Below are 26,886 nucleotides of genomic sequence, written 5' to 3'. Positions count from 1 at the left end.
CCCACCCTCCCCGGTCAACCGCAGCCCGTCCCCACGAGCCCGATCGGCCAGCATCGCGATCAACTGCTCATCCGTCACCGCACCCACCGGCTCGGCGGCCGGCTGTCCCACGGTCGTCTCGGTCGTCTCGGTCGTCATCTGGCGTCTCTCCCTTGATCGGTCGATCAGCCGTTATTTGTACAGTCCCAGTTCACACCGAAGAGGTCGGCTGCCAAATGGCCAGACTCAGCGCCACGATCATGCCGTCCGTAGGCCGTCTACCGTAGGCCGGCGGTGGCAACCGATGACCAACCCTGACCCGCTTCGAAGATGAAGTTCATCGCTCCGGCGGCGTCGTGATCGTCGGTCATCTGGCCGTTCCTGTGCCGGCGAGTCCGTCCGCCCGCGGGCTGCAGACGATAGAGGTTGGTTCCTGCCGCGACTGCGCGGAGATCCGGTGACTGTCCAGGAGCGAGACACTGCGGTCGAGGAGCGCCCGCTCTTCGCGGTAGCTCGCTGGGCGTCACGCCGGCTGACCGTGGCTTGTTCAAGGCCACTGACCCAGGTGCCGTAGGCCGCGCGGACATGGCAATCGGCGGTGCCCGTCAGAGTGAGGGTCACCGCCGATTGCGTGGTCGAACCGGTCAGGCGGCCGAGCAGGCGGTGTCCAGCTCCTTGATGGCGGCTTCCAGGGCCTTGTTGCTGGGCTTGGCGTCGGCGGACTTGCTGTACGCGTCGCTCAGGCCCATCATCTCGTTCTGGATCTTTTCGGAGGCGGCGGCGACTGCCTGGTTGGCGCCCGTCGAGTGTTCCAGGATCGCGACCGAGCCGGCGGCCCACTGGGCACTGACCGCGAAGTGCCCGGCTGGCGGCCCGATCTTCTCGGCATTGGTGACCTTAGCCGCGTTGTCCTTGATGTCCTTCTGGATGTCGGCGCAGGCCTTCACGGTGGCCGCATCGTTGGCCGCGGTGCTGGTCGCGGTGGTGGCCGCACCGCCGGTCGGAGCAGCGCTCGAGGCCGCCGGGGACGGCGAGGTGGCGGTGCCATCAGATTCGGCCTGCGGATCGCAGCCGGCCATCGCTACCGCCGCCACAACGGCCAAGCCAGTTAGGACGAGTCGAGTTCGGTTCATTGATGTTTCCCCCATGATCTTGATGTGCGGCGCACGCTACCAGCCCCGGTCGAACGGGTGGGATCAGTTATTTGCGGACGAGCACACGTCCCCGACCAGACCGGCTCCTGGCAGAGCAGGCCGGGGTGCAGTCGTACCCATGAAGTGTGGGTAAGGGCGACCGACGGTCGGTTCCGTTCGGTGTCGTGGAGGAGCGCCACCAGTAGTCCGCGGTGGTGCGCCGGATCGTCCGTTCCCGCTCGGAGGTGTGATCGATCGCTGAGACCCGCGCGGCCGCCGGGGGTTGGCCGGTCCTGCTGTCACCGGAGCAGGTGCCGTGTTGAGCCGGCGGAGCGCGGCACGTTCCGGCGAACGATCAACCGGGGCGGATCAGCATCACTGCCTGATCCGGTCCCCGGTCCAGGCGGCTTCGAGGATCGCGGTCAGGCTGGCGGTGTCGGTCGGGCCTGGATGGTTCTGGATCAGACGGGTGACGCCGCTGGCCATCTCCGCGAAGCGCGGGAGGTCGGCGCGTGCCACGCCGATGTCCGCCAAGGTGGGCGGGATGCCGATGTCGGCTAGGAGCACGTCGAGCCAGGTGAGGAACGTGTCTGCGGCCTCGGCATCGGAGGCGCCGGTCACGTCGAGCCCGCACACCCCGGCGAGGATGGCCAGGCGGTCGCCGACGGCTTCCTTGGCCGCGTCCAGCGCGTAGGGGAGTAGCAGCCCGACGCCCACGCCGTGCGGCGTGTGCGTGGCGGCGCCGATGGGGTACTGGAGAGCGTGCGGAGCCGCGTTGCCCGCGTGGGAAAAGGCCAGCCCGGCGAGCATCGACCCGTAGGACATGTCGGCGCGCGCGTCCGTGTCGCCTCCGTCCCTGACCGCACGCGGCAAGCTGCGGGCGATCCGCTGCGCGGCCAGGAGCGCGTAGTGGTCGGTGATCGGGTTGCGGCCGAGGAACACCTGCTCCACCGGGTCGCGCGGTCCGTGGGCCCGGGGTCGCGCGGTGTAGCTCTCCACCGCGTGACAGAACGCGTCGATGCCGGAGTGGGCGGTGACGGTCGCCGGGCAGGTGTAGGTGAGTTCGGGGTCGACGATGGCGAAGTCGGGCACGAGGTGGACGCTGGAGACCCCCACCTTCAGCTCGCGGTCCGGGTCGGTCAACACGGAGACGGGTGTGAGCTCGGAGCCGGTGCCGGACGTCGTCGGGACCGCGACGAGGGGCATGGTCGGCCCCGGCACCCGCGACTCGCCGTAGAAGTCGCGCGGCGTCCCACCGTGGCGCCGGATCACGCCGACGATTTTGGCGAGGTCGATGACCGTGCCACCGCCGATGGCGAGGATCACGTCGGCGTCCACCTCGGCGGCGACCGAGACGGCCAGGGCGACATCGGTGAGTGGCACGTCCGGAGTCGCGTCGGAGAACACCTCGACGACGTCGACCTTCTCCCGCACGGCGGCCACGATCTCGGCCACGCCCGGCTGCCTGAGAAGAACCTGGTCGGTCACGATGAGGACTCGCGAGCCACTCTCGGCCACCACTCGTGGGATGTTCTGCGCGACCCCTTCGCCCACGATCAGCTGGCGTGGTCCGCGGACGGTCTCAAGCATGTCGGTGCCTCTCCGGAACGTCGGCGGCGATGAGCTGGGCGGGTGCCCGGAGCAGCAGGCCGGTCACGGCAGGTCGATCGCCGCGTAGGTGAGGTCGAGGTACTCGAGGATGCCCTCGTGCGACCCCTCCCTGCCGATCCCGGACTGCTTCACGCCTCCGAACGGAGCCGACGGATCCGATATCAGACCGCGGTTGATGCCGAGCATCCCCGTATCCAGCCCCTCGGTGAACCGGAGCGCCCGCTGGAGGTCACGGGTGAAGACGTATCCGACCAGGCCGTGCTCGGTGTCGTTGGCCTTCGCCAGCACCTCGTCGTCGGACGTGAACGAGATGATCGGTGCCACCGGGCCGAAGATCTCCGCCTTCAGCATCCGCGCATCGTCGGGTACGTCGACGAGGACCGTCGGCGGGTAGAAGTGGCCCGGTCCGGCCGGACGCTCGCCGCCCACCAGGACCCGGGCGCCGCGATCGACCGCGTCGGCGACGAGCTCGTCGATCCTGGTGACCGAGACCTCGTCGATCAACGCCCCGACGTCCACGCCGTCGTCGAGACCATGGCCCACCGACAGGGCACCCATCCGTTCGGCGAAGCGCGCCGTGAACTCCTCGCGCACCGGCTCCTCGACGTAGATGCGGTTGGCCGCGACGCAGGACTCCCCGATGTTGCGCATCTTGGCCACCATGGCGCCGTCGAGCGCGACGTCCAGGTCGGCGTCGGCACACACGATCAGGGCCGCGTTGCCGCCCAGTTCCATGGAGGTACGCAGCACGTTGTCCGCGGCCTGTCGGAGCAGCACGCGCCCGACCTCGGTCGACCCGGTGAACGAGAGCTTGCGGGTCCGACTGTCGGCCAGTAGTGCGGAGACCACGTCGCCGGCACGCTTGGTGGTCACCACGTTGACGACCCCCGGGGGAACGCCGACCTGCTCCATGATGCGGGCCAGCAGCAGCATGGTGAATGGCGTCTGGGCCGCCGGCTTGCTGATCGTCGTGCAACCCGCAGCCAGCGCAGGAGCGATCTTGCGGGCGCCCATGGCCAACGGGAAGTTCCAGGGCGTCACGAAGACGCACGGTCCGACCGGTTTCGGCACGGTGAGGATGCGATATCCACCCGCGGGAGCGATGCTGTACCGCCCCTCGACGCGTACCGCCTCCTCGGCGAACCACCGGAAGAACTCGGCGCCGTACGCCACCTCTGCCCGAGCCTCGGCGAGCGGCTTGCCCATCTCGAGCGTTATCAGCCGGGCGACCTCCTCGGATCGCTCGGTCAGCGCCCGGTACGTCGCGGTCAACATCTCTGACCGTTTCCGCGCCGGGGTCGCCGCCCACTCCGACATCGCCCTGCTCGCCGCGTCCAGAGCGGCGAGCCCGTCAACGACGTCGGCGTCCGCCACCTCGGCGATGGTCTTGCCGGTGGCCGGATCCTCGACGGCGAAGGTGGCTCCGCCTGCGGCGTCGCGCCAGGCGTCGCCGATCCGGAGCCGCCGGTGCTCGGGGGTCAGGACGTTCATCGGGTCACTCATCGCGTCGCCTCCTGTGCTCTTCCTGGTGCTGTCGGGCATGCCTCAGCGGTCGCGCTGTCCGCCCAGCCGCACGGGTCACACGCCCTCGTCGCGGTGCCGTCGCCGCCCGTGCCCGGTTACCGCCCGGCCTCGGACAGCGACAGCCCGGTGCCGGCATCGAAAAGGTGCGCACGGTCCAGGTCGACCGTGACGCGCAGCCGCTCGCCCGGCGTGCCGGTGACGGTGGGTCGTGCCTTCACCTTGAGGATCTCCGTCCCCACTCGGACGTCGACCACCGTCCGGTCTCCGAGCGGCTCGAGCCCGTAGAGCTCCCCCGACAACGACGCGTCCCCACGCTGCTCGACGGACAGGTCCTCCGCGCGCAGGCCCAGGAGCAGCGCACGACCGTCCTCGGCCGTGCTCCAGCGGGGCCGAGGCAGCGTCCAGCCCGCCGCGCCGACCAGACGATCCCCCTCGGCGTGGCAGGCGAGCAGGCTGATCGGTGGACTTCCGACGAATCCGGCGACCCACTGGTTGGCGGGACGCTCGTACACCTCGGTCGGTGTGCCGACCTGTTGCACCTTCCCCTCCTTGAGGACCGCGACCTGGTCGGCCATGGACAGGGCCTCGACCTGGTCGTTGGTCACGTAGACGAAGGTCGCACCGAGGCTCTTGTGGATGCGGGTGAGCTCGGTGCGCATCTCGACGCGGAGCTTGAGGTCGAGGTTCGTCAGCGGCTCGTCCATGAGAAACGCGCGCGGGCGACGGACCAGCGCCCGGGCCAGGGCGACGCGCTGCATCTCACCGCCCGACAACTGCGCGGGACGACGCTGCAGCAGACGTTCGATGTGCAGCAGGCCCGACATCTGCTCGACGGCGGCGGCGATCTCGCTCGACGAACGTCGGCGTGCCCGCAGCGGCGAAGCGATGTTCTCGTACACCGTGTGTCGCGGGTAGAGGGCGTAGCTCTGGAAGACCATGGCCAGGTCGCGTGCGGCCGGGGCGTCACCGGTCGCGTCCCTCCCGTCCAGATGCACCGACCCGGCGTCGAGCGTCTCCAGGCCGGCGGTCGCTCGCAGGGTCGTCGTCTTGCCCGCCCCGGAGGGACCGAGTACGACGAAGAACGAGCCGTCGGGCACATCCAGCGTCACCCCGTCCAGGGCTTGGACCTTGCCGAAGGACTTGCACAGCCCGCGCACTGCCACGGTTCCCATCAGGCCACCAGCTCTTCCGTGCGCACGTCGTACACCACCGGGGTTCCGCCGGTGTGCCGCAGTCCGACCGCCGCGCCGGCGGCGTGGCGGACAGTCGGTGGCATCCGAACCCGGACGTCGCGCTGGCCACCGTGGTCGACGACGTAGATGATTTCGTCGCCCAGCCACTCCGCCGAGACCACACGGGCCGGGACCGACCGTTCCGCCCCTGCTTCGGTGACGGCAAGCGCCTCCGGCCGGACGCCCGCGACCAGGCGACGGTCGCGCGGTACGCCCGGCGGTGGCGTGAGGACCAGTCCGCCCTGACCGCGTAGCTGCCCGTCGGCCACCTCCACCTCGATCAGGTTCATCGGCGGGGAGCCGATGAACGCGGCGCAGAAGAGACTCGCCGGACGGTCGTAGACCTCCAGCGGTGTGCCGATCTGCTCGACGCGGCCCTTGTTGAGGATGGCGATCCGGTGACCGAGCGACATCGCCTCGACCTGGTCGTGGGTGACGTAGACCATCGTCGCCCCCAGTTCCCCCTGTAGGTGTTTGATCTCCGTGCGCATGTCCGCCCTCAGCTCGGCGTCCAGATTGGTGAGAGGTTCGTCCATGAGGAATGCGCGCGGGCGTCGCACCAGGGCGCGAGCGAGCGCGACGCGCTGCTGCTCCCCGCCGGACAGTTGGCGCGGTCGCCGGTCCAGGAGCGGACCGAGCCGCATCAGCCGGGCGACCTCGTCGACCCGCCTGCGCACCTCCGCCTTGGGCAGCCCCTCGGCCCGCAGGGGGAACGCCAGGTTGTCGCGGGTCTTCAGATGCGGGTAGAGGGCGTAGAACTGGAACACCATGGCGATGTCGCGTTCGGCGGGCGGCTGGTCGTTGACCAGTGTGTCGCCGATGCGGATGTCGCCCGTCGTCTGCCTCTCCAGGCCGGCTATGGCCCGCAGTGTGGTCGTCTTGCCGCACCCCGAGGGGCCGAGCATCACGAACAGCTCGCCGTCGCCGATGGACAGGTCCACCTGATCGACGGCGACCGTCCCGTCCGGGTAGCGCTTGTGCAGGGCTTTCACCTCGATGTCCGCCATCAGCGTCGCACCGCCCCGAGCGTCACACCGGCGATGAGGTGCCTGCGCACCAGGTAGGCGAAGACGAGCACCGGTAGGGCGAACACCACGGAGGCGGCGGCCACGAGACCCCAGTCCGTGGTGGTGCCACCGATGAGACCGGCGATGGCGGGCGGCGCCGTCCGCACATCGTCGCTGGAGGTGAGGAAGATGGCGAACACGAACTCGTTCCAGGAGAAGATGAGTGCGAAGACCGCCGTCGCGGCGATGCCGGGTACGAGCAGGGGGAGGGTGTACCTCCAGAACGCCTGCAAACGGGTGTAGCCGTCGAGCATGGCGGCATCCTCGTACTCCGCGGGCACCTCGTCGACGAACCCCTTCATCATCCAGATCGTGAACGGGACGTTGAACGCGGCGTAGATGAGGATCAGACCTATCTTGCTGTCGATGAGCCCGACCTGGCGGTACATGAGGAAGATCGGGATCACGACCACCACGGGCGGCATGAAGCGGGTGGACAGGATGAAGAACAGTTGGTCCTTCTTGGCCTTCACCGCGAAGCGTGAGTAGGCCCAGGCCGCCGGAACACCCAGCACGGTGGCCAGCACCGTGGAGGCCCCGGCGACCAGGGCGGAGTTGAGGAACGCGACGGACAGGGCCGAGCGACCGCCGCCGGGAGCGACGAACACGTCCCTGAAATGCTCCAGGGTGACCCGGAAGCCGACGAACTTGGCCGGGATGGCGTAGACGTCCCGGTTGTCCTTGATGGACGTCTCGATCATCCACAGCACCGGAAAGAGCATCACGACGGCCAGCCCGGTCAGCAGCGCGACCTCCAGCACGGAACGGCCCCGGCCGCCGAGGCGGCGCCCGGGGGGCGTCCGATCACGGGCAGGGCCGGTGGACACGGCCTCGTCGACGGAGACGGCCATCAGCCCTCCTTGAGCTTGTTCAGGTAACGCAGGTAGAGCTGCGTGAGGACGATGACGACGAGGACCATGAGGATCCCGTACGCCGAGGCGGTTCCGGTGTTGAAGCCCAGGAACGCCACCTTGTAGACGTGGAACGACAACGTCTCGGTGGAGACACCCGGACCTCCGTTGGTGAGGATGTAGACGAGGTCGAACAGTCGGAAGGCCTCGATCGCCCTGAACATCACGGCGATGAGGAGCAGCGGCCACACCAGCGGAAGGGTGATGGTGCGGAACCGGAACCACTCGGACGCCCGGTCGATGGAGGCGGCCTCGTACAGGTACTTGGGGACCGCGGTCAGGCCGGCGAGCGCGATGAGCATGATGAACGGCGTCCACTGCCAGGTGTCGACCACGACCAGGGAGAGCAGTGCCGTGCGCTGCCGGGTGAGCCACTCCACCTGACCCAGGCCGCGCGAGCCGAGCATGCTGTTGACCACGCCGAACTGCGCGTCGAGCATGAATCGCCAGAACAGCCCGACCACGACCGGCGACAGCATCATCGGCACCAGGAACAGCGTGGTCAGCAGCCCTCGCCCGTGCGTGCGCCGGGAGATCAGGTAGGCGATGCCGAAACCGAGCACGGTCTGCAGGGCGACCGCGCCGACCACGTAGATCAACGTCGTCAGGGCCCGCTGGTGGACCTGCGCCGACGTCAGGATGGCGGTGTAGTTCCCGAACCCGATGAAATCAGCGGGCCCTCCGCGGGTGGCCGAGTAGTCGGTGAAGGACAGGTACAACGCCCACAGCAACGGGAACACCGACATCGCGAGCAACAGCAGCAGCGCGGGGGAGGTGAAGGCCACGGCGAGTACGCGGTCACTCAGCCGGCGGGACCGACCCGGTGCAGGTGGCGGCGCGGACGCCACCTGCCCGGGGTGATCGGTCGTCAGAGGGACGGGGTCGCTCACAGTCCGCCGCCGCCCTTGCGGCCACTGGAGTCGATGACGCCCTGCTGCTCCTTGGCGATGTCGTCGAGCGCGTCCTTCGGCTTCTTCGCGCCGTTGAGAGCCGCGTTGACGTTGGTGTTCTCGATGTCGACGAGGCGCGCGTACTCGGGCACGTTCCACATGTCCCGCATCCGCGGAACCGAGTCGGTGTACACCTGGTTGAACGGCCCTGCGGTGAGGAACTCGGGTGACTGCAGGGCGTCCGTACGCGACGGCACGCCACCGGCCGCGGCCCACTTCTTCTGGATGTCCGCCCGCTCGAACCACTTCATGAAGTTCAGGGCCTCCGCCTGGTTCGCCGCGGCGGAGTAGGCCGACACGTGCATTCCCATACCGCCGAGCGGGACCAGGTCGGTCTTCTGCCTGGGCAGGGTGGCAAAGCCGAGCTTGTCGAGAATCTGCTTCCGCGTGGTGCCCAGCGTCGACTGCTTCGGATCGAGCAGGCCGCCACTCGCGGCGATCCAGTTGAACGCGATGCATGCCTTGCCCTGGGCGACCGCCGCGTTCACCTCGTCGATGAACCAGTTGCCGGAGCCCTTGGCTGTCAACGGCTTCATCTTGTTGACCAGGACGTCCATCGCCTCCTGGCCCGCGGCGTCGTTGAGGACGCCCTCGATCTTGCGCGCCTTGGAGTCCCAGAGGTTGCCGCCGTAGACGCCGTTGACCGTGTTGTAGGTGACGGCTGCGGCGTCGGAGCCGTTGGCCTGGTGGAAGGCCAGCCCGCTGACGCCGGGGTGCTCCGCCTGACACTTCTGCGCGACCGAGATCATCTCGTCCCAGGTCTGCGGTGCCTTGTCGCCGATCAGGTCCTTGCGGTAGATCATCGTCCAGGTGTCGCCGAGCAGCGGCAGCCCGTACAGGCTGGCGTTTTCGTCGCGTTTGCCGGTCTCCGCCTGGGGGAACTGGCCGTAGGCCGCCAGGAGGTACGGGTTGTAGGCCGTGACGTCGATGTTGTTCTTGACGAAGTCGGTGATGTCGAGGATGTTGCCGTTCGTCACGGCCTCGCCGATGTGTTGCGAGTCGAGGATCGCGATGTCGAAGTCGGTCTTGCGCGCGGCGAACTGCGTGAACATGGCATCGTGCCAGTTGGCGTTCGGCACGGTGTTGACCTTGATGGTCGTGCTCGGGCGCTCCTTCTTGTACTCCGCGTTCGCGAAGGCTTCCAGTGCGTGGGCGGGGGGCCAGTCGAACCAGATGAAGCTGAGGGTCAACGGGTCCTTGGTGAGTTCCGGGATGGTCGCCGGCGCCTTGGGGGCGCTCGCCTTGGTGCCGTCGTCCTTGCCATCGCCGCACGCCGCCACGGTCGTGGCCACCAGCAGCATGGCCGCCGTCGCCAGCCGTACCTTGCGACCGGGAACGGACGATCGTCCTCTTCGCTTCGGATACCGCATCTTCTCGCCTGCCTTCTGGATGGGGACTTCTAGAGCCTCGCTATGTGCTTCGCCGAGCAGGTGCTGGGATGTTCAGGCGTGTTGCCGGGCTGTCGCGGGGCCGGCCCGCGGATCACCGTCCCGAGTACGCCGCGATGTACTCGGTCCTCATGCCGTCGATCGGAGTGCAGTGATCGCGGGCGGTTCCGCGATGGTGCCGGACGGCGGGCGTCCGTCACTGTTCCTATACGATCCGGTGGGGCGCCAGCATGTCGCAGCGTTGTGACCGATGTCAACAGGTTCCCGAAGGCGCAAGAAAGGACCTCACGTCACGATGGACGACGAAGCGATGATCGCGCGGGGCCGCAGGGCCGTGACGGGCAAGACGCCGCCGGGAAGATCCGGCGGCCGGCTTGCCGACGAGGTGTACGACACGCTGCTCGGACAGCTGATGTCGCTACGGATCGAGCCTGGCTCCCGCGTCACGATCGACGTCCTGGCGCGCGAGCTGGGGGTCTCGCAGACGCCGATCCGGGACGCTCTGAACCGCATGGAGGCCGAGGGTCTGGTCGTGCGGGTGCCGCACGCCGGCTACCGCATTCCTCCCCAGATAACCCGTCACCGATTCGAGGACATGCTCGAGGTTCGCCTGCTCCTTGAGCCGGCGGCGGCGCGCCGATCCGCCGAGCGCGCATCCTCTGAGCAGGTGGCCGGCCTGCGACGGATGCTGGAGGAGATGGCGGAACTGGAGGGGGGCGACGGCCCCACGGCCTATGGCGCCTTCGGGCTGCGCGACGCCGCTTTCCACGATCTCGTCGCGCTGAGCGCGGAGAACCAGGTCATCCGTGAGGCGCTCGCTCGCCTGCACAGTCACGTGCACCTCTTCCGGCTTCACCACGACACGCAGGTCACTCACCTGGCCATGGCCGAGCACGAGGACGTCGTGGCCGCCATCGCCGCGCGCGACCCCGACGCCGCCGCCTACGCGATGCGTCGGCACATCCTGCGGTCCGGCGAGCGTTTCCGGCGATTGTTCGACGAGGCCAGGGACGCGGGTGGGATGGCGGTGGAGGCTTGACGGGCGAGCGGGGTCGAGGAATGCTAACCCCCACCGGATCGGATCGGATTGGATCTACCTCACCCGTCCCAGATGCGAGGAGAAGCAGGTGCCCAGAGCGCTGCTCCTGACCGGCGACGCCGCCGAGGAACTCGACACCATGTATCCCTACTATCGCGTGCAGGAGGGCGGCTGGGACGTCGACGTCTCGTCACGGACGTTGCGTGACGTGCAACTGGTCATCCACGAGTTCGACCCCAACTCCGATGCCTATGTGGAGAAGAACGGCCGGAAGTTGCCGGTCGACGTGCCGTGGGCCGAGGTCGACGTGGAGCGCTACGACGCTCTCATCATCCCCGGGGGCCGTGCCCCCGAGTGGATCCGGGTCGACGCCGACGTCAGGCGCATCACCGAGCACTTCTTCGCGCGCAACCTCCCCATCGCGCTGGTCTGCCACGGCGCACAGGTACCGGCGGTGTACGGGCTGCTGAAGGGCCGCAAGACGGCGTGCTTTCCCCCCATCACCGGTGACATGGAGAACGCGGGCGCGACGGTCATCGACGCTCCCGACGTCGTGGACGGCAACCTCGTCTCCTGCCGGGGATGGCCCGACATGCCGCAGTTCGGCCGGGCGATGATGGACGTCTTCTCCAAGTCCATCGACCCCGCAGCGGCATGAGCACACCCGACCTGCCCCGGTGACGGCACGTCGGACCGTCACCGTCGACGGCTCTCCCGTCCACGTCCTGGAGAGCGGCACCGGTCCTGCGGTGCTGATGCTGCACGGCTCCGGACCCGGCACGACCGGGTCCGGCGCCTGGGCAACGACGGCGCAGGCGCTGGGCCCGTCCTGGCACCTGGTGGCTCCGGACCAGGCCGGGTTCGGCCGTACCCCCCTCCCGGCGGGCTCCAGGGGCGGGCTCCGGCTGTGGACGGAGCAGGCCGCGGGCCTGATGGACGCTCTCGGTATCGAGTCCTACGCCGTGGTGGGTCACTCCATGGGCGGTGCCGTGGCGCTGGCGTTGGCGGCCGCGCGCCCCCGGCAGGTGACCCGTGTCGTGGCGGTCTCCACGATGGGCGCCCCCGGGGCGCCGCTGTCCGCCGCGCTCGACGCGGTCTGGGCCGCCCCCGCCGGCTCGCACGGGGCCCGAGACATGTTGAGTTGCCTCGTCTTCGACCAGGCGCTCGTGACCGATCCGGCCGTCGACGCCCGGGCAGCCGCGATGCGAGCGGGGGCGGCCACCTACGCGTCGTTGTTCCCTCCACCCAGGGCACGATGGGTCGAGGAGCTCACCCTCTCGGCGCGGACGCTGGCCGCCGTCCGCACGCCCGTGCTGCTCGTGCACGGCGCCGAGGACCGCGTCACCCCACTCGGCACGGCAGCCCAGCCCCTGCTCGAACACCTGGCCGATGTCCGTCTCCACGTGTTCGGCCGGTGCGGGCACGTGCCGGCGATCGAGCACCCGCACGAGTTCAGGCAACTGCTGTCGTGCTTCCTCGGCCGGGACCGAGTTCACTGATGCTCATGCAGTGCCGCCTACCTGGTGGCGACGCACGGCTACCCGGCCTCGGAGATCTCGTCACGGGTCCGCGCGGCTCCGGTCATCGGGTGGGCCGTCGAAGGTCAGGGGTGCCGGGGATCGGGCGGTCAGGCGGATTGCCGGTGGCGGCCGAGCGACAGGAGCAGGCCGGCTGCGGCCACGGCGATCCCGGCCGCGGCGGCGTACGCGGGGAGTTGGGCGGGGATGCCGAGGTGGACGGTGATGCCGAGGATGCGGGACCGGCCCCAGGGCAGCAGCGCGAGCTGGTCATTCCACACCGTCAGCGCGCGTTCCAGGCCCACAATTGAGACCAGGGCGGACAGCACGCCGAGGGGCACACCCACGGCGGTGAGGGTCAGCGCGACCGCGCTTGCGCGCCGCAGACCGTACCGGTCCCGCAGGACCACGGCGACGACCACGAACAGCCAGCAGAACGCCGCGAACGCCACGGTGACGTAGGCCGCGCGCAGACCCGGCGCGGTCCAGAAGGCGAACCAGTAACCGCCCGGCCCGCGCCCGGCGAGCGCCGCCAGCAGCAGCACGCTGCGCAGCAGCGCGACGCCGCCGATGACGGCCCAGAGGTGGAACGGATCCCGGCGGCCGACGACGAGGCGTACGACGAGGGCGAACATCGCCCACCCACCCAGGGTGACCAGCAGGTGCGCCGGCGCGGCGAACCAGGTCAACACGAGCCGGCTCGCCACCAGCAGCACGGCCGGGACCAGCCACACCAGCACCCGGTCCGCCCGCGTCACGGGCACCGGCAGCGCGGCGACCCGCCACGGCCGGAGCGCGCCGAGCAGCAGCCCGCGCGCGGCGGCCGCGCCGAACCCGCGCCCGTAGAGGCCGAACAGCACCAGCAGCAGGATCGACGCGAGCAGTGCCCGCGCCGCCCAGGCCATCGCCGGGTCCCGGTCGGCGCGCCGCGCCCCGAGGTCGGCGGCGGTGAAGTTGTACGCGGGCAGGTCCAGGTCGGCGCCGTAGCGCTGCCGGTGCGCGTCGCGCGCGCCGCCGCAGCCGCCGGTACGCGGACAATGGGGTGATGATGCGAGAGGTACGTCGGATGCGGTTGAGCGGGACGCGCGCCAACGGCGCGGTGGCGACGGGCGCGCGGGCTGTGGGGGCGGCGTCGCTCGGCTCCCTCGCCCTGGGGGCGCTCGCCGTCGGGGCTGTGGCCGTCGGGGCGCTGGCCATCGGGCGGCTGGCTATCCGCCGGGCGGTCGTGCGGGAGCTGCGCGTCGGCCGGTTGGAGATCGATGAGCTGGTGTTTCACAGTCGATCCACTGCCGAGGGATAGACACCTTCCCCCGGCGGGCGAGACGCTACCGCCCGCCGCGTGAAGGCGGATCATGCCGACACGAGCCGTGGTGCCAGCCGTTCACGTGGAGCGGCATCCGTCTCACCGCGCGTCGTGGACCGCGCGGGCGATGTCCTGTCGCACCAGCGCCGCCTCCTCGTCCCCACCTGGTCGGCGTCGTGCCGCAGGGCCTCGCGCGCACGCTGTCTATGCCGTGGGCTGTCGTGCACTGTCGAGAACGCGGTAGTGGAGGTGTACGACGCCGTTGCGGAATCGGCGCTCTGCGAGAAGCTCAAGGTCGGTGCGCGTGCCGGTGGGCAGCCCAGGCTTGCCGCCGCCGACGACCACGGGCCAGACGAGCAGGTGGCACTCGTCGACCAGCCCGGCCGTGAATGCCTGCGTCGCGAGGTCCGCACCTCCCACGGTGAGATCGCTGCTGGCCGTGGCCTTCAATTCCTTGACCGCGGCGGGGTCGAAGCGGCGTTCGAGTCGGGTGTCGGCGGTTGACACCGTGGTGAGGGTCGTGGAGTACACGACCTTGCTCGCCGCCTGCCAGGTGCTCGCGAAGTCGGCCATGAGGTCGGACTGCGCGGCCAGAGCTGCGTCGGTCTCCCAGACGGCCATCGCCTCGTAGAGTCGCCGCCCGTAGAGAAACGTGCCCACCGGCCGAAGGAGGTCGGTGCAGAGCACAAACACCTCGTCGTCCATCGGCATCCAGGCGAACGCGCCGCGTTCGTCCTCAATGTAGCCGTCAAGCGACACGTTCGTCACGTAAATCAGGTTGGCCATGCCTCTCCCTCTCGGTGATCAGCTGCGTGCCTGGACATCTGTCAGCGTTGCGTCCAGCTTGGTGAACGCCTGGCGCCAACCCTCCTCGCTGGGGTTCGCCAGATGGTCGGGGAGCCACTGGCGGATCACCAGTCGCGTCCGTCCGTCCGCCTGGTCGTGGAACTCGAGCCGCAGCCTCGTCTCGAACGGCTCGATGCCATCCTGCAGCCGACCACCGACATGCATGACGCCTGCGAGCAGTTCACCGTCGGCGACGTCGGTGAGGTCGACGTGGATGCGCACGCGAAGGCCGGGGTCGGCGGCGTTGACCTCCGTCCACCGTTGATAGCCGCCGGGGCGTACGTCGAACTCGATCTCGTCGCGCGGCAGTGAGTTGCCGACGGGGCCCCACCACGCCGCCAGGTGGTCGGGGTCGGTGAAGGCTCGGTAGACGAGCTCCCGCGGCGCGTCGAACACACGCGAGATCACGAGCTGCGCAGTTTCCGCTGTCATTCGAGCTCCCTGGGATCGTCGACCATCCGGTCCGATGCCCGTCCGGCGGCCTGCACTGCGGCGAGGTGGGCATCGAGGCGGGTGAGGGACGAGTCCCAGAACCGCCGGTAGCGCTCGATCCAGTCGGCCGCCTCGCGCAACGGGGCAGCCTCGAGGCGGCTCGCGCGCCACTTGCCCGACCGGGACCGCGAGATGAGCGCGGCGCGCTCGAGCACCTTGAGGTGCCGTGACACCGCCGGCATCGAGATGGACAGAGGAGCGGTGAGCTCGGTGACCGTGGCGTCGCGTTCGGCCAGCTCGGCGATGATCGCCCGTCTGGTCGGGTCGGCGAGCGCCGAGAACACGGCGCTGAGCTGGTCGGTGCCAGCCATCGGAAGCCCCCTCATTTAACCAACATGTTAAGCGTATTGGGGCACGAGTGATGTTGTCAACGAACAGGGCGTGAGCCGCGCCGATGGTGCGGTCGGTCGCGCGTGGACAGTCCCGGGACGGCGACGTTCGCCCATCCCTACGGCGCTGCCTCCCGACGCCATGTCTCGGCGAGCAGGGCGTACGTGTAGCCGTCCAGCCAGCCCAGCTCGACGTGCCAGGAATCACCGATGCCGTGCTGCTCACGACGCATGCCGACCTTCTCGAGGATCCGCACCGAGGCGAGGTTGTCCGCGAAGCAGCCAGCGGTGATCCTTCGAATGCCCAGCCGCTCGAACGCGTGCGCCACCACCGCGGTTACCGCCTCGGTCGCGTAGCCACGGCCGCCGTAGGCCGGATCGAAGACGTAGCCGAGTCCGGCCTCCGTCCGCGGCGGCATGCCGGGCTGACCCATGCCGTCGACGACATCGAGCGAAACGGTTCCGATCACCACGCCATCAAGCGTGGCCGCCACGCTGTGGTCGTCGGGGTCTGCTGCCGCGCGCCGCCAGGCATCCCGGAAGGACGCCGGGTCGACCTCCGTGCGGAGGAGCCAACGCGTCACCTCCGGCAGATTGCGGTACTCCAGGATCCGGTCGACGTCCTCGTCGCGCACCGGCCGAAGCTCGAGGCGTTCGGTGCGTAGGGTCGCGTTCTCCATGAGGCGGCACGTTAGTGGACGCACCCCGGCGAGACGCCCGACTATCCGGCCGTCCGGCTGAGCTCGGAGTCGGGCATCCCGGCCGCTTGACCAGGTGGGCGTCATCCAGCTGCTGACGTCGCGATGGTCGCAGGTTGAGGTCGCCCGTGGACTCGTGGCAGGCTCATGGCCCATGATCGATGAGGTCGCGAAGACGTACCTGCACGGCGAGCTGCGGGAGTTGCGCGAGGCGATTCTGTGGAAGCTCGACGGGCTCGGCGAGTACGACATCCGCCGCCCCCTGACCACGACCGGCACCAACCTTCTCGGCCTGGTGAAGCACCTGTCGGCGTGGGAGGCCAGGTACTTCGGTGAGGTCTTCGGACGGCCGTTCCCCGAACCGCTGGCCCGCTGGGACGACGCCGAGGCGCAGGGCAGCGACATGTGGGCGACCGAGCACGAGACGCGCGAGGACGTCGTCGACCGTTACCGGCGCGTGTGGCAGCACTCGGACGCGACGATCACCGCCCTGGCCGTCGACGCACCCGGGTACGTGCCGTGGTGGCCGCGTCCGCAGGTCACGCTGTTCACCATCCTGGTCCACCTGCTCACCGAGACGAGCCGGCACGCCGGACACGCGGACATCCTGCGCGAACAACTCGACGGCTCGATCGGGGTGGCGGGCTGGGACACCGAGGCCCAGCGCGACGCGGCCTTCTGGCAAGCCAGGCGCGCGCACATCGAGCTGGCCGCCAGGGCGGCCGGTCAAGCCGGCGCCTGAGGCGCGTCGCTCACCTGGTGATCGTCGTGGGGGACGCCGGCGCTTGATTAGATGGGCATTCGTCAATAGATTGAGGTTGGGCGCCGCCGGGGTCCGGGTGACCGGGCCGTCGGCGACTGACAGGTCCACCCCGAGCCGGGCACACATCGGTCGTACGCACCGACCAGCCGCCGTGGCGCGCCGCCGCGCCGCACCAGGGCGCCTTGTCGCGCTACACCCCGGGCGCGTTGTCGCGCCGCGTCCGTCCAGGACGCGTCGCCGCGCCGCCACCGTCCCGCTCGATGACAGAAGGACCTCTCATGACGATTCTCCGCGCCCGCCCCGCCCCGACCCTGGCGGTCGTCGCCGCGCTGGCCGCCGCCGGTACCGTGACCGGAACGGCCCTGCTGACCAGCCCGGCCACGGCCGCCCAGGGCTGCCGGGTCGACTACACGCCCAACCAGTGGCCCGGCGGGTTCACCGCCGCCGTCAAGGTCTCACCCGGCGACACCGCCGTCTCCAGCTGGACCGTCACCTGGGCGTACGCGGGAGACGAGCGCGTCACGAACGGCTGGAACGCCACGGTCAGCCAGTCCGGATCGACGGTGACCGCCCGCAACATGTCGTACAACGGCAGCATCGCGGCCGGCGGCTCCACCGAGTTCGGCGTGCAGGGCACGTTCGGCTCCAGCGGCGGCGCGCCGACCGGGTTCAGCCTGAACGGCGTACCGTGCAACGGTGCCGGGCCAACCCCGACAACGGCGCCGCCCACCACCGTGCCACCCACGACGACCCCGCCGACGAGCGCGCCACCGACGACGACCCCGCCGACGAGCGCGCCACCGACGACGACCCCGCCGACCAGCGAACCACCGGTCGGCTGTGCCGGGGCGGTGCTCTGCGACGGGTTCGAGACCCAGACCGGCTCGACGCCGTCCGGCGACTGGGCCGTGGTCAGCCCGGACTGCTCCGGCGCCGGCACGGCCACCATCGACACGACCACCACGCACAGCGGTAGTCGGGCGGTCCGGATCAACGGCGCGGCCGGGTACTGCAATCACGTCTTCATCAGGTCCACGAAGAACCTCGGCGGCGTGGGCAGTGTCCGGTACGGCCGGATCTGGGTACGGCACACCACCGCCCAGCCCACCGAGCACACCACGATGATGGCCATGGTCGACGCGGCCGACGGCAACAAGGATCTGCGGTTGGGCGGTCAGAACGGTGCCCTGCAGTGGAACCGCGCCTCCGACGACGCGACCCTGCCCGAGCAGAGCCCGGCCGGGGTGGCGCAGAGCGTGCCACTGCCCACCAACCGGTGGGCGTGCGTGGAGTTCATGGTGGACGGTGCGGCCGGTCAGCTCCGGACCTGGTTGGACGGCACCGCCGTCACCGGGCTGACCGCGGACGGTGTACCGACGCACGACATCGACGGCCAGTGGTACAACCGCACCTGGCGGCCGCAGCTCACGGACCTGAAGCTGGGCTGGGAGAGCTACGGCGGCGGGGCCGACACTCTCTGGTACGACGACGTCGCGCTCGGGGCCAGCCGGATCGGCTGCTGATTGGGCCGGCCGTCGAGGGGGCATTGGCAGGCAGCGGCGACCACGTCCCGACGGGAGCACCCCGATGGACAGGGTCAACCGCCATCAACCCCGTGAACAAGGAGAGCCCATGTCGGTTCAGGCATTTCTCTACGTCATCGCCGTCATTCTGATCGTGCTCGCCGCCCTGCCACTGCCCACCCGTGGTGTGTCACTCGCGCTTCTGGGTGCCGCCTGCGCCCTGCTCGCGTACGCCTGGCCGGTGATCACCAACTGACCTCGCACTGAGGGAATCGTCGGTGCCGGCAGCCACGTACCCACGTTGCTGCCGGCACCGCGTGCAGACGCACGGGCCCAGCCTCCTCCGTCTGTCCGGGTGGACGGATCGCGGTCAGCGGCTGCCTGCCGATCGCTCACCGGTGTCGGTGCGCCGATGTCCAGCCCTGCTGGTGCAGCCGTTCGATGCCGTCGAGTAGCAGGTCCAGTGCGAACTCGAACTCGAACTGGTCATCGCAGCCCGGCCCGACGACCGACTGGTCGTCGTGGGCGGCCGCCGTGGCGATCTCCGCCAGGTGGGGAAACCGGGCGGCGAATTCCGGCGGCAGTGCGGCCGGTGGTTCGGGATTGGTGGTGCCGGACCGTCCGGCGCGGCGGGAGGCGTCGAACAACTCCTGACTGAAGCCCAGGATCCGGCTGCCCATCGTGTGCATCACGTGGTGGGCGAGGTCCGCGGAGAATCCCCCGGCCTGGAAGGTCCCGACGACCGAGTCGAGGTAGGCGAGGACGGCCGGGGTCGCCATCGTCCGGGACTCGATCGCGAGCGGTGCCCAGGGGTGCCGGCGTAGCGCCTCGCGCGCCGAGAGGACGCGTCGACGAATCGCGTCCTTCCAGTGGGCGTCCGGCTCGGGCGCGTCGATCTGGCCGACGACCACGTCGATCATGCCGTCGAGCAGTTCGTCCTTGTTGGCCACGTGCTTGTAGAGGGCCATCGGCACGACGCCCAGATCATGGGCGAGGTTGCGCATGCTGAGGGATTCGATCCCCGTCTCGTCGGCGAGCGCGACGGCGGCACGCAGGATGCGGTCCCTGCTCAGGGGCGTCCGGCGCAGCGTCCCAGCCTGCTCAGCCATGTCGTCCTCGTCTTGTCCGGCGGTCGTTGAACCATAACCGCCTTGACAGGTATACGGCGTACACCTACCGTTGGTGTACGCCGTACACCCCTGAGGAGGGACCATGAAGGCGATCGTCCAGGACCGGTACGGCCCACCCGAAACGCTCGCGCTCGCCGACGTCCCCACCCCCGTGCCGGCACCCGACGAGGTGCTCGTCCGGGTGGAGGCCGCGGCCCTCAACGCGTACGACTGGCATGCCATGCGGGGTGATCCCCGGATGGCACGGTTGGCCATGGGCCGGTCACGGCCCCGGGCCCGCATCCGAGGCCGCGACTTCGCCGGCCGGGTCGAGGCCGTCGGCGCCCAGGTCCGCGAGGTACGTCCGGGCGACGCCGTCTTCGGCGACCTGGGCGACGCCAACGGCGCGTTCGCCGAGTATGTGTGCGTACCCGAGGCCCTGGTCGCGGCGATGCCGGCGAACCTGACGCCGCACCAGGCGGCGGCCCTGCCCCTGGCGGGCGTCACGGCGCTGCTGGGGCTGCGCGACGTCGGGCGGGTCGGGCCCGGTCACTCCGTCCTCATCAACGGCGCCTCCGGCGGGGTCGGCACCCTCGCGGTGCAACTGGCCAAGACGTTCGGGGCGACCGTGACGGGGGTGTGCAGCGGTCGCAACGTCGACCTGGTCCGCTCCCTCGGTGCCGACCACATCGTCGACTACACCCGGGACGACTTCGCCGACGGCACGCGCCGCCACGACGTCGTGTTCGACCTGGTCGGCAACCGCACCCTCGGCGAGCTGCGGCGGGCGCTGACACCGACCGGGACGCTGGTGCTCTCCGGCGGCGGCGTGTACCGCGGGGGCAGCCTCATCGGACCGGTCTGGCTCATCGCGCGCGGACGGCTGCTCGCGCCACTGGTCCGACACCGCATCGTCACGCTCACGACCGCACCCGGCCGGCACCACCTCGACACGCTCCGCGCCCACGTCGAGGCCGGCCGCCTCACACCGGTCATCGACCGTACCTATCCACTCCACGAGGTCCCCGAGGCCATCCGCTACCTCGAAGGCGAGCACGCGCGGGCGAAGGTCGTCATCACCCTCTGACGCACCCGAGACGGCCCGGCCGGCGCCACCCGCGCGAACGACCAGTGGGCGATCAGCGCAGGTGCCGCCGCACGTCCGTCAACCGCTCGCTGAGGAAGGCACGTTCGACGTCGTTGTCGGTGAGGGTCAGGGCCTCCTCGTAGGCCGTCACGGCCTGCGGCCACTGCCTCAACTGGCGCAGGAAGTCGCCCCGGGCGGCACTGAGATAGCCGTACGTGGCCAGGGCCGGATCGTCGAGCAAGGGTGTCAGCGCGTCGAGCCCGGCGCGGGGGCCGTCGCGCAGCCCGATGGCGACGGCACGGTTGAGGTCGACCACGGGTGAGGGCCACAGCCGGAACAGGGCGTCGTAGAGCCCGATGATCTCGGACCAGTCGGTGTCCTGCCAGGTCGGCGCCTCGGCGTGCACCGCGGCTATCGCGGCCTCCAGGGCGTACCGCGTCGGTGGCCGTCGGCGCAGCGCGTCGGTCAGCAACGCCTGCCCCTCGACGATGAGCTGCCTGTCCCAGCGTGAGCGGTCCTGCTCGGACAGGAGCACGAGGCGCCCGTCGGCGGACATCCGGGTGGCCTGACGTGACGCGTTGAGGAGGAGCAGCGCCAGCAGGGCGCTGATCTCGGCGTCGGTCGGCATGAGCAGGTGCAGCATGCGGGCCAGACTGATCGCGCTGTCGACCATGTCCTGGCGGACCAGGTGCGCGCCGATCGGTGCGGTGTGGCCGGTGGTGAAGATGAGATGGACGACGTCGAGTACCGCGCCGACCCGCTCCTCGAGTTGGTCCGGGCCCGGCACCCGGTAGGGGATCCGTGCCGCGGCGATCTTCTTCTTGGCCCGGGTGATCCGGGCGGCCATGGTGGCCGGCTGCACCAGGAACGCGCGCGCCACCTCGGGCGTGGACAGCCCGCACACCAGGCGCAGGGTCAGCGCGACCTGCGTCTCCCTGGACAACGCGGGGTGGGAGCAGGTGAAGATGAGTCGTAGTCGATCGTCGACGAGGCCGTCCTCCGGGCCGGGCACCGTATCGTCCGCGACGAGCAGCGGCATCTTGCGCCGGAACACCGACTCACGGCGCAGCACGTCCCGGGCCCGGTTGCGCGCGATGGTGGTGAGCCAGGCGCCCGGCCGGTCGGGGATGCCGGTCTCCGCCCAGGTCTCCAGGGCCTGTGCGAACGCGTCCTGGGTGCACTCCTCGGCGAGGTCAAGGTCTCGGGTCAGATGGGCGGTGGTGCTGAACACCTGGGCCCAGTCGCGGCGGTGCGCCCGGGCGACCGCCGCGACGACCTCATCGTTCATCCGTGGTCGACCACCGGACGGATCTCCACGCCGCTGTGCGACGCATGCACCTCGGGAAGCAGTGTCGCCAACGACAGGACCTCGTCAAGATCGGCCGCCTCGAGCAGGTAGTAGCCGCCGAGTGCTTCCTTGGTCTCCAGAAACGGCCCGTCCGTCGTCGTGACCTGGCCGAGTGCGCCCAGCCGCAGCGAGGTGGCCGTGGGCGCCAGCTCCAGCTGCTGCCCGTCGATGATCTGCGAGCCGGCCTTGGCCGCGAACGCCGCGTGGGCGGCGTCGTGGGCCTTCCACTGCTCGTCGGTCATGGCGTCCCACTGCTGAGCGTCGCCGTAGATGAGGACCATGTACTTGGCCATGTCCCATATCCCATCGTCTGCGGGCCCCTCGGTGGTGGGCCTCTACATTACGACGAGCCTGGACGGCGGCAGATCGACAGCCGCCGCGACATTCTGCTCCGACGGCGGAGTGCGGCCGGTGTCAGGTCACGAGCGGTGTCCCGTTGCCAGATAGAGCCGCGCCGCCTGCACGTCGGCGGCGTCGCCGAGACGCAGCAGGGTCACCCGGTCACCGGCCGCGGTGATCAGGGCGTCGTGCGCGGCCAGCAGCTCGGCGTAGGTGTGCTGGCAGGTTGCCGGGGACTCGAACCCCGAACCCTTCGATCCAGAAAGGAGAAGGAAGCACCCCCATCACCGCGCAGGCGGAGAGCGGACGGGCTACTTAGTCGAATGCTCTAGCCAGTCGAGCCAGCGACCCAGATGTCGATCATCGCACCGGCCGCGCCGGCACCGCCATCGAGATTCGGGGTCGCCGCCGCCGTCAGGAGCGCGCCGCCGGCAGCGGACGGTACAGCGGGCCTGACGCCACGACATTGGGCGTGTCCGCCGGTCAGGACGCTGTGGCGGACTGTCCACTGCGATCGCCCGGCCTGGTGTCGTGCCCGGGCCGGCGGGTCAGCACCTGCGGGCCGTCGGCGGTCACCGCGACGGTGTGCTCGGAGTGGGCCGTCCGCGAGCCGTCCGCGGATCGGATCGTCCACCCGTCCGCATCGTATTTGATCTTGTCGGTGCTGCGGCAGAGCCACGGCTCGATCGCGAGCGCCAGGCCGGGCTTGAGCTTCATGCCCCGGCCGGGCCGGCCGTCGTTGGACACGTGCGGGGCCTCGTGCATGGTCCGGCCGATGCCGTGCCCACCGAACTCGTTGTTGACCCGGTAGCCGTAGCGGCGGGCGACCTCGCCGATGGCGGCGGAGACGTCACCGAGCTGATTGCCCGGTCGTGCGGCGGCGATTCCGGCCTCCAGCGCGACCTCGGTGGCCTCGATCAGCTTCAGGTCCTCCGGGGCGGGGGTGCCGACGATGACGGACAGCGCGGAGTCGGCGACCCAGCCGTCGATCCCGACCGCCATGTCGATGCTCAGCAGGTCACCGTCGCGCAGGGCGTACCGGTGCGGCAGGCCGTGCAGCACGGCGTCGTTCACCGAGAGGCACAGGACGTTGCGAAACGGTCCACGGCCGAACGACGGCGTGTAGTCCCAGTAGCAGGACTCGGCTCCGCGCTCCTTGACTCGTCGGCGGGCGTGGTGTTCGAGGTCCATCAGGTTGACCCCGACGGCGGCGACGGCGCGCAGCTCCGCCAGCAACTCGCCGACGAACTGGCCGGTCACGGCCATCCGAGCGATCTCCTCGGTGGACTTCAGTTCGATCATGATCAACCCTCCCTCGCCGTTGCGGTATATTTATACCACGCTGTTCGGGGCTGCCGGCGGGTTGGCATTGCCGGTCCGCGAGGGCGGATCTATCCTGCTCACATGGTCCGCCCACCGCTCACACCCGAACAGATCGCCGCGGGGCAACGCCTCGGAGCGGCGCTTCGGGTCGCGCGCGGCAGCCGCAGCCCCGTCGAGGTGGCCCTGGCGGCCGGCATCTCACCGGAGACGCTGCGCAAGATCGAAGTAGGTCGGCTCCCGGCACCCGCGTTCGGCACCGTCGTCTGCCTCAGCGAGGTGCTCGGCGTCCCGCTCAGCGACCTGGCCGACGTGTGGCTGGCCGACCTGCGTGTCCGCGAAGCGTCCTGAGGGCTCCTTTCCAGGCGGACAACCACTGAAAGACCCGAATCCACCTCGGCGTACGGATCCCGACTCAACCCTGGACGCCGCCGATCGCGTCTCACCCTGCATCCGCACCTGAAGCGAGGCGGATGCGACCTGGAGGCGGCGTGAGTCGGTACGAGGACGACGAACAGTTCCGGCTGTTCGTACAACGGCAGTGGGGGTCGTTGCTCCGAACGGCCTACCTGCTGACCGGCGACCGGGGAACAGCCGAGGACCCGACACAGTCGGCGTTGGAGAAGACCCATCGGCGCTGGGGTCGGGTGCTGCGCAGGGACGCGCCCGAGGTCTACGTACGCCGGGTGATGGTCAACACGGCGATCTCCTGGCGGCGCCGGCGGCGGCCGGTGGAGGTGCCGCTGCTGACCTCCGACGCGCCGACGCCGGCCGCGCGCAGGGCCGCGGTACGGGCCGGGTCGGGTGACTCGGCGGCGACCGTACGCTCCGGAAGCTCGACGTCCGCGACGTTCTCCGACGGTGGCCAGGCCCGCCAGGTCGTCTTCAACACCCAGGCGGGCCCGAGGTTGGCGTGGGAGGTGATCGCCATGGACCAGGGCCAGTTCAGCGTGGTGGACGCCGCCGACGGCGCGGTCCTCTTCCGGCGGAGCCTGGTCGCCAACCACCACGCGACGACGTGGGAGAACTATCCGGGTGCCCCGGTCGGCGGCAGGCAGCACACGGTCAACCTGAACAGGTGGTTGCCACCGAACGCGGGGACCTTGGCGGGCAACGTCGGGCACGTCTACTCCGACGTCAACGCCGACAACGTGGCGCAGCCGTCGGAGGAGGTCCTCCCGGACGCCCGGCGCAGCTTCGACTTCCCGTTCACCGACTTCTCGGGCCAGGTCGGCGCCCCGTGTTCCGCGCAGCGGCAATGCTCGTGGGATCCGGCGGTGCCGTACTCCTGGCAGAGCAACCGGGAGCAGAACGCCGCGCAATTCTTCTCCTACCTGGGGACCTGGCACGACCATCTCGCCGCCAGCCCGATCGGGTTCACCCGGGCGGCCGGCAACTTCGAGGCCGTCGACGGCGACGCGGTCGTCGCCGAGTCGATGGACGGCGCCGACACGGCGAACGGCCTGCCGGACGACCGCCACGCCAACAACGCCAACATGACGACGCCGCCGGACGGCATGGCGCCGCGCATGCAGATGTACCTGTTCGTCAAGTCCGCCAGTGTGCTCGCCGGCAACTCCGGTGACACGGCGGACATCGTCTTCCACGAGTACACCCACGGCCTGTCCGATCGCCTGGTGGTCGACGCCAACGGCAACTCCACGCTGATCAGCGCGCAGGCACTGGCGATGTACGAGGCCTGGAGCGACTGGTACGGCCTGGACTATCTGGTCGACAGCGGTCTGGAGCGCGACGACGCCGTCGACGGTGACGTCCGCGAGGGCGACTACATCCTGGCCGGCCGCTCGGTGCGTAGTGCGGCGATCGACTGTCCGGTGCACAGCGCCGAGGCGATCTGTGCCGGCAACCCCGCCGCCGGCGTCGGCGGTTACACGTATGGTGACTACGGCAAGATTCGCAATTCGCGGACCGTGCCGGGGACCACCGAACCGGAGATCCACGCCGACGGCGAGATCTGGGCGCAGACACTCTGGGACCTGCGTGGCGCGATCGGCAGCCACACGGCCCGCTCGCTGATCACCCGGGCGATGGAACTCTCGCCCGCGGATCCGTCCTATCTCGACATGCGTGACGCGATCCTGCTGGCCGACCGGGTCGTCAACCACGGCCGGGGGCAGCGGGACATCTGGCGGGTCTTCGCCGCACGCGGCATGGGCTTCCACGCGAGCACGGACGGCGCGACGGACACCTCGCCGACCGAGGACTTCTCGCTGCCCTGGAGCTGACGAGCCGGGTGCGGGCCGGCGGGACGTCGCGACTGTCGACGTCCCGCCGGCCTTTCCGTGTTCACGGTGCCGCGTGCCGCGTACCCGCCTTGACAGCGTCCGTGCTGGTTAGGTTAGCCTAACCTCTATCGGGTCTGCGCCGTCGGCGTGATCGGCTTCGTCGGTCTGGTGGCGCCGCACCTGGCCCGCGTGCTCGTCGACCCGAGAGGCAGCATGACCGAGACCCTGCCCATCGCCCCGTGGCGTCTGTTCGCCGTCGAGGTCCGGGCGGTACGCCAGCTCAGTCCCTCCTTCACGCGGGTGACCTTCACCGGGCCCGACCTCATCCGATTCGCCGACAACGGCTACGACCAGCGGATCAAGCTGGCCCTGCCGCTGCCCGGCCAGCGCGGGGTGCACCTGCCCGAGGGGCCGGACTGGTACGCGAAGTGGCGAGCCCTGCCGGAGCACGAGCGCAACCCGGTGCGTACCTACACTGTCCGCGCGGTTCGCCCGCACGCGTCCGAGGTCGACGTCGACCTTGTCCTGCACGGCGACGGCGGCCCAGCCACCCGCTGGGCGCGGCGGGTGCGCCCCGGCGACGAGATCGCCCTGCTCGGGCCGGACGCCGGCTACGACGGTGACCACGGCGGGGTCGAGTTCCGCCCCCCGTCGACCGGAGCCCTGCTGCTGGCCGGTGACGAGACGGCCGTCCCGGCGATCAGCGGCATCTGTGAACGCCTGCCCCTCGACGCGTACGGCATGGTCCTGCTGGAGGTGCCCGACGCCGGCGACGTGTTGCCGCTGGCGGCGCCCCCCGGGATCGAGGTGCGGTGGCTGCCCCGGGGCGAGGGCGCGCACGGCTGTCGACTGGTGCCGGCCGTGGCGGCCGCGGCGGGCGAGCTGCTGGCCGGTGGAACGCCGGTGCCCGCCCAGCCCATCAGTGACGTGGACGTGGACAGCGAGATCCTCTGGGAGGTGCCCGAGGAGGTGTCCCCGTCACGGCTGTACGCGTGGCTGGCGGGGGAGGCGGGCGTCATCCGGACCCTGCGTCGACATCTCGTCGTCGAGCGTGGCCTCGATCGCCGGGCGGTGGCCTTCATGGGCTACTGGCGACTCGGCCGCGCCGACCCCGTCTGAGCCCCAGGCGTCG

The 26,886-nt window shown here is 70.1% G+C and carries 28 protein-coding genes and 1 tRNA gene; 11 read left to right on the top strand and 18 right to left on the bottom strand.

Translation table 11 applies throughout. The features are described 5' to 3' along the window. Nucleotides 1-623 precede the first annotated feature (623 nt). The 8 genes from F8271_RS04225 to F8271_RS04190 form a co-directional block, all read right to left on the bottom strand. Nucleotides 624-1,082: a hypothetical protein gene (locus F8271_RS04225; protein ID WP_151488255.1), complete on the bottom strand. Its 459-nt coding sequence runs from the start codon at nt 1,080-1,082 to the stop codon at nt 624-626. Nucleotides 1,083-1,487: 405 nt separating this feature from the next. Then, complete coding sequence (locus tag F8271_RS04220; RefSeq protein ID WP_151488254.1) at nt 1,488-2,702, bottom strand: iron-containing alcohol dehydrogenase; 1,215 nt, start codon at nt 2,700-2,702, stop codon at nt 1,488-1,490. Between the two features lie 63 nt (nt 2,703-2,765). Beyond that, nucleotides 2,766-4,226: an NAD-dependent succinate-semialdehyde dehydrogenase gene (locus F8271_RS04215; protein ID WP_151488253.1), complete on the bottom strand. Its 1,461-nt coding sequence runs from the start codon at nt 4,224-4,226 to the stop codon at nt 2,766-2,768. A gap of 116 nt (nt 4,227-4,342) precedes the next feature. Then, nucleotides 4,343-5,419, bottom strand: a complete 1,077-nt coding sequence (locus tag F8271_RS04210; RefSeq protein ID WP_151488252.1) for an ABC transporter ATP-binding protein — start codon at nt 5,417-5,419, stop codon at nt 4,343-4,345. Further along, nucleotides 5,419-6,486: an ABC transporter ATP-binding protein gene (locus F8271_RS04205; protein ID WP_151488251.1), complete on the bottom strand. Its 1,068-nt coding sequence runs from the start codon at nt 6,484-6,486 to the stop codon at nt 5,419-5,421. Before F8271_RS04205 ends, F8271_RS04210 begins: the two co-directional genes overlap by 1 nt. Next, nucleotides 6,486-7,397: a carbohydrate ABC transporter permease gene (locus F8271_RS04200; protein WP_151488250.1), complete on the bottom strand. Its 912-nt coding sequence runs from the start codon at nt 7,395-7,397 to the stop codon at nt 6,486-6,488. Before F8271_RS04200 ends, F8271_RS04205 begins: the two co-directional genes overlap by 1 nt. Then, nucleotides 7,397-8,242: a carbohydrate ABC transporter permease gene (locus tag F8271_RS04195; RefSeq protein ID WP_225854150.1), complete on the bottom strand. Its 846-nt coding sequence runs from the start codon at nt 8,240-8,242 to the stop codon at nt 7,397-7,399. The genes F8271_RS04200 and F8271_RS04195 overlap by 1 nt, the downstream gene beginning before the upstream one ends. A 101-nt stretch (nt 8,243-8,343) precedes the next feature. Then, nucleotides 8,344-9,708: an extracellular solute-binding protein gene (locus tag F8271_RS04190; protein WP_225854149.1), complete on the bottom strand. Its 1,365-nt coding sequence runs from the start codon at nt 9,706-9,708 to the stop codon at nt 8,344-8,346. A 382-nt stretch (nt 9,709-10,090) separates the two neighbouring features. Between F8271_RS04190 and F8271_RS04185 the strand changes: the two genes are divergently transcribed. The 3 genes from F8271_RS04185 to F8271_RS04175 all read left to right on the top strand — a co-directional run bounded on the left by F8271_RS04185 (nt 10,091) and on the right by F8271_RS04175 (nt 12,333). Beyond that, complete coding sequence (locus tag F8271_RS04185; RefSeq protein ID WP_151488247.1) at nt 10,091-10,834, top strand: GntR family transcriptional regulator; 744 nt, start codon at nt 10,091-10,093, stop codon at nt 10,832-10,834. Nucleotides 10,835-10,922: 88 nt separating this feature from the next. Next, nucleotides 10,923-11,492: a DJ-1/PfpI family protein gene (locus F8271_RS04180; RefSeq protein ID WP_151488246.1), complete on the top strand. Its 570-nt coding sequence runs from the start codon at nt 10,923-10,925 to the stop codon at nt 11,490-11,492. A gap of 19 nt (nt 11,493-11,511) precedes the next feature. Then, nucleotides 11,512-12,333, top strand: a complete 822-nt coding sequence (locus F8271_RS04175; RefSeq protein WP_151488245.1) for an alpha/beta fold hydrolase — start codon at nt 11,512-11,514, stop codon at nt 12,331-12,333. 128 nt (nt 12,334-12,461) lie between these two features. Here the strand turns inward: F8271_RS04175 and F8271_RS04170 are convergent, their stop codons facing one another. Next, on the bottom strand, nt 12,462-13,256 hold the full coding sequence (locus tag F8271_RS04170; RefSeq protein WP_192580130.1) for a hypothetical protein: 795 nt from the start codon (nt 13,254-13,256) through the stop codon (nt 12,462-12,464). A 140-nt stretch (nt 13,257-13,396) separates the two neighbouring features. On the opposite strand from F8271_RS04170, the gene F8271_RS04165 reads away from it, so the two are divergent. Beyond that, complete coding sequence (locus tag F8271_RS04165; protein ID WP_151488244.1) at nt 13,397-13,651, top strand: hypothetical protein; 255 nt, start codon at nt 13,397-13,399, stop codon at nt 13,649-13,651. Nucleotides 13,652-13,858: 207 nt separating this feature from the next. Here the strand turns inward: F8271_RS04165 and F8271_RS04160 are convergent, their stop codons facing one another. The 4 genes from F8271_RS04160 to F8271_RS04145 form a co-directional block, all read right to left on the bottom strand. Then, the gene (locus F8271_RS04160) at nt 13,859-14,440 is read right to left on the bottom strand and encodes a dihydrofolate reductase family protein (RefSeq protein ID WP_151488243.1); all 582 of its coding nucleotides are present in this window, start codon (nt 14,438-14,440) and stop codon (nt 13,859-13,861) included. Nucleotides 14,441-14,458: 18 nt separating this feature from the next. Continuing rightward, the gene (locus tag F8271_RS04155) at nt 14,459-14,932 is read right to left on the bottom strand and encodes an SRPBCC domain-containing protein (RefSeq protein ID WP_151488242.1); all 474 of its coding nucleotides are present in this window, start codon (nt 14,930-14,932) and stop codon (nt 14,459-14,461) included. Then, a complete protein-coding gene (locus tag F8271_RS04150) occupies nt 14,929-15,303 on the bottom strand; it encodes a helix-turn-helix transcriptional regulator (protein ID WP_151488241.1) in 375 nt (124 codons plus the stop codon). Before F8271_RS04150 ends, F8271_RS04155 begins: the two co-directional genes overlap by 4 nt. Before the next feature lie 137 nt (nt 15,304-15,440). Further along, nucleotides 15,441-16,001: a GNAT family N-acetyltransferase gene (locus F8271_RS04145; protein ID WP_151488240.1), complete on the bottom strand. Its 561-nt coding sequence runs from the start codon at nt 15,999-16,001 to the stop codon at nt 15,441-15,443. 172 nt (nt 16,002-16,173) lie between these two features. Between F8271_RS04145 and F8271_RS04140 the strand changes: the two genes are divergently transcribed. From F8271_RS04140 to F8271_RS32160, 3 genes are all read left to right on the top strand, one after another. After that, nucleotides 16,174-16,761, top strand: a complete 588-nt coding sequence (locus F8271_RS04140) for a DinB family protein (RefSeq protein ID WP_151488239.1) — start codon at nt 16,174-16,176, stop codon at nt 16,759-16,761. Between the two features lie 299 nt (nt 16,762-17,060). Further along, nucleotides 17,061-18,305, top strand: coding sequence for a cellulose-binding domain-containing protein (locus F8271_RS04135; RefSeq protein WP_151488238.1), 1,245 nt, complete (start codon nt 17,061-17,063; stop codon nt 18,303-18,305). Between the two features lie 109 nt (nt 18,306-18,414). After that, on the top strand, nt 18,415-18,561 hold the full coding sequence (locus F8271_RS32160; RefSeq protein ID WP_192580129.1) for a hypothetical protein: 147 nt from the start codon (nt 18,415-18,417) through the stop codon (nt 18,559-18,561). 136 nt (nt 18,562-18,697) lie between these two features. On the opposite strand, the gene F8271_RS04130 is transcribed toward F8271_RS32160, so the two are convergent. After that, on the bottom strand, nt 18,698-19,414 hold the full coding sequence (locus F8271_RS04130; RefSeq protein WP_151488237.1) for a TetR/AcrR family transcriptional regulator: 717 nt from the start codon (nt 19,412-19,414) through the stop codon (nt 18,698-18,700). Nucleotides 19,415-19,517: 103 nt separating this feature from the next. On the opposite strand from F8271_RS04130, the gene F8271_RS04125 reads away from it, so the two are divergent. Next, nucleotides 19,518-20,501: an NAD(P)-dependent alcohol dehydrogenase gene (locus F8271_RS04125; protein ID WP_151488236.1), complete on the top strand. Its 984-nt coding sequence runs from the start codon at nt 19,518-19,520 to the stop codon at nt 20,499-20,501. A gap of 52 nt (nt 20,502-20,553) precedes the next feature. On the opposite strand, the gene F8271_RS04120 is transcribed toward F8271_RS04125, so the two are convergent. From F8271_RS04120 to map, 4 genes are all read right to left on the bottom strand, one after another. Then, a complete protein-coding gene (locus F8271_RS04120) occupies nt 20,554-21,789 on the bottom strand; it encodes an RNA polymerase sigma factor (protein WP_151488235.1) in 1,236 nt (411 codons plus the stop codon). Next, nucleotides 21,786-22,142 (bottom strand): YciI family protein, encoded by a 357-nt coding sequence (locus F8271_RS04115; RefSeq protein ID WP_151488234.1) that lies wholly within the window; start codon nt 22,140-22,142, stop codon nt 21,786-21,788. Before F8271_RS04115 ends, F8271_RS04120 begins: the two co-directional genes overlap by 4 nt. 265 nt (nt 22,143-22,407) lie before the next feature. Continuing rightward, nucleotides 22,408-22,539: transfer RNA gene (locus F8271_RS04110), tRNA-OTHER, on the bottom strand. A gap of 132 nt (nt 22,540-22,671) precedes the next feature. Next, nucleotides 22,672-23,490 (bottom strand): type I methionyl aminopeptidase, encoded by an 819-nt coding sequence (gene map / locus F8271_RS04105; protein ID WP_151488233.1) that lies wholly within the window; start codon nt 23,488-23,490, stop codon nt 22,672-22,674. Between the two features lie 102 nt (nt 23,491-23,592). Between map and F8271_RS04100 the strand changes: the two genes are divergently transcribed. The 3 genes from F8271_RS04100 to F8271_RS04090 all read left to right on the top strand — a co-directional run bounded on the left by F8271_RS04100 (nt 23,593) and on the right by F8271_RS04090 (nt 26,873). Then, on the top strand, nt 23,593-23,859 hold the full coding sequence (locus tag F8271_RS04100; RefSeq protein ID WP_151488232.1) for a helix-turn-helix domain-containing protein: 267 nt from the start codon (nt 23,593-23,595) through the stop codon (nt 23,857-23,859). A gap of 140 nt (nt 23,860-23,999) precedes the next feature. Then, the gene (locus F8271_RS04095; RefSeq protein ID WP_225854148.1) at nt 24,000-25,754 is read left to right on the top strand and encodes a M36 family metallopeptidase; all 1,755 of its coding nucleotides are present in this window, start codon (nt 24,000-24,002) and stop codon (nt 25,752-25,754) included. A gap of 213 nt (nt 25,755-25,967) precedes the next feature. After that, complete coding sequence (locus tag F8271_RS04090) at nt 25,968-26,873, top strand: siderophore-interacting protein (protein WP_151488258.1); 906 nt, start codon at nt 25,968-25,970, stop codon at nt 26,871-26,873. Nucleotides 26,874-26,886 lie beyond the last annotated feature (13 nt).

This window comes from Micromonospora sp. ALFpr18c (assembly GCF_008868155.1).
Lineage (GTDB): Bacteria > Actinomycetota > Actinomycetes > Mycobacteriales > Micromonosporaceae > Micromonospora.
Note: the sequence above shows the minus strand (reverse complement) of the source record. Positions and strands in the feature narration are given on the sequence as shown.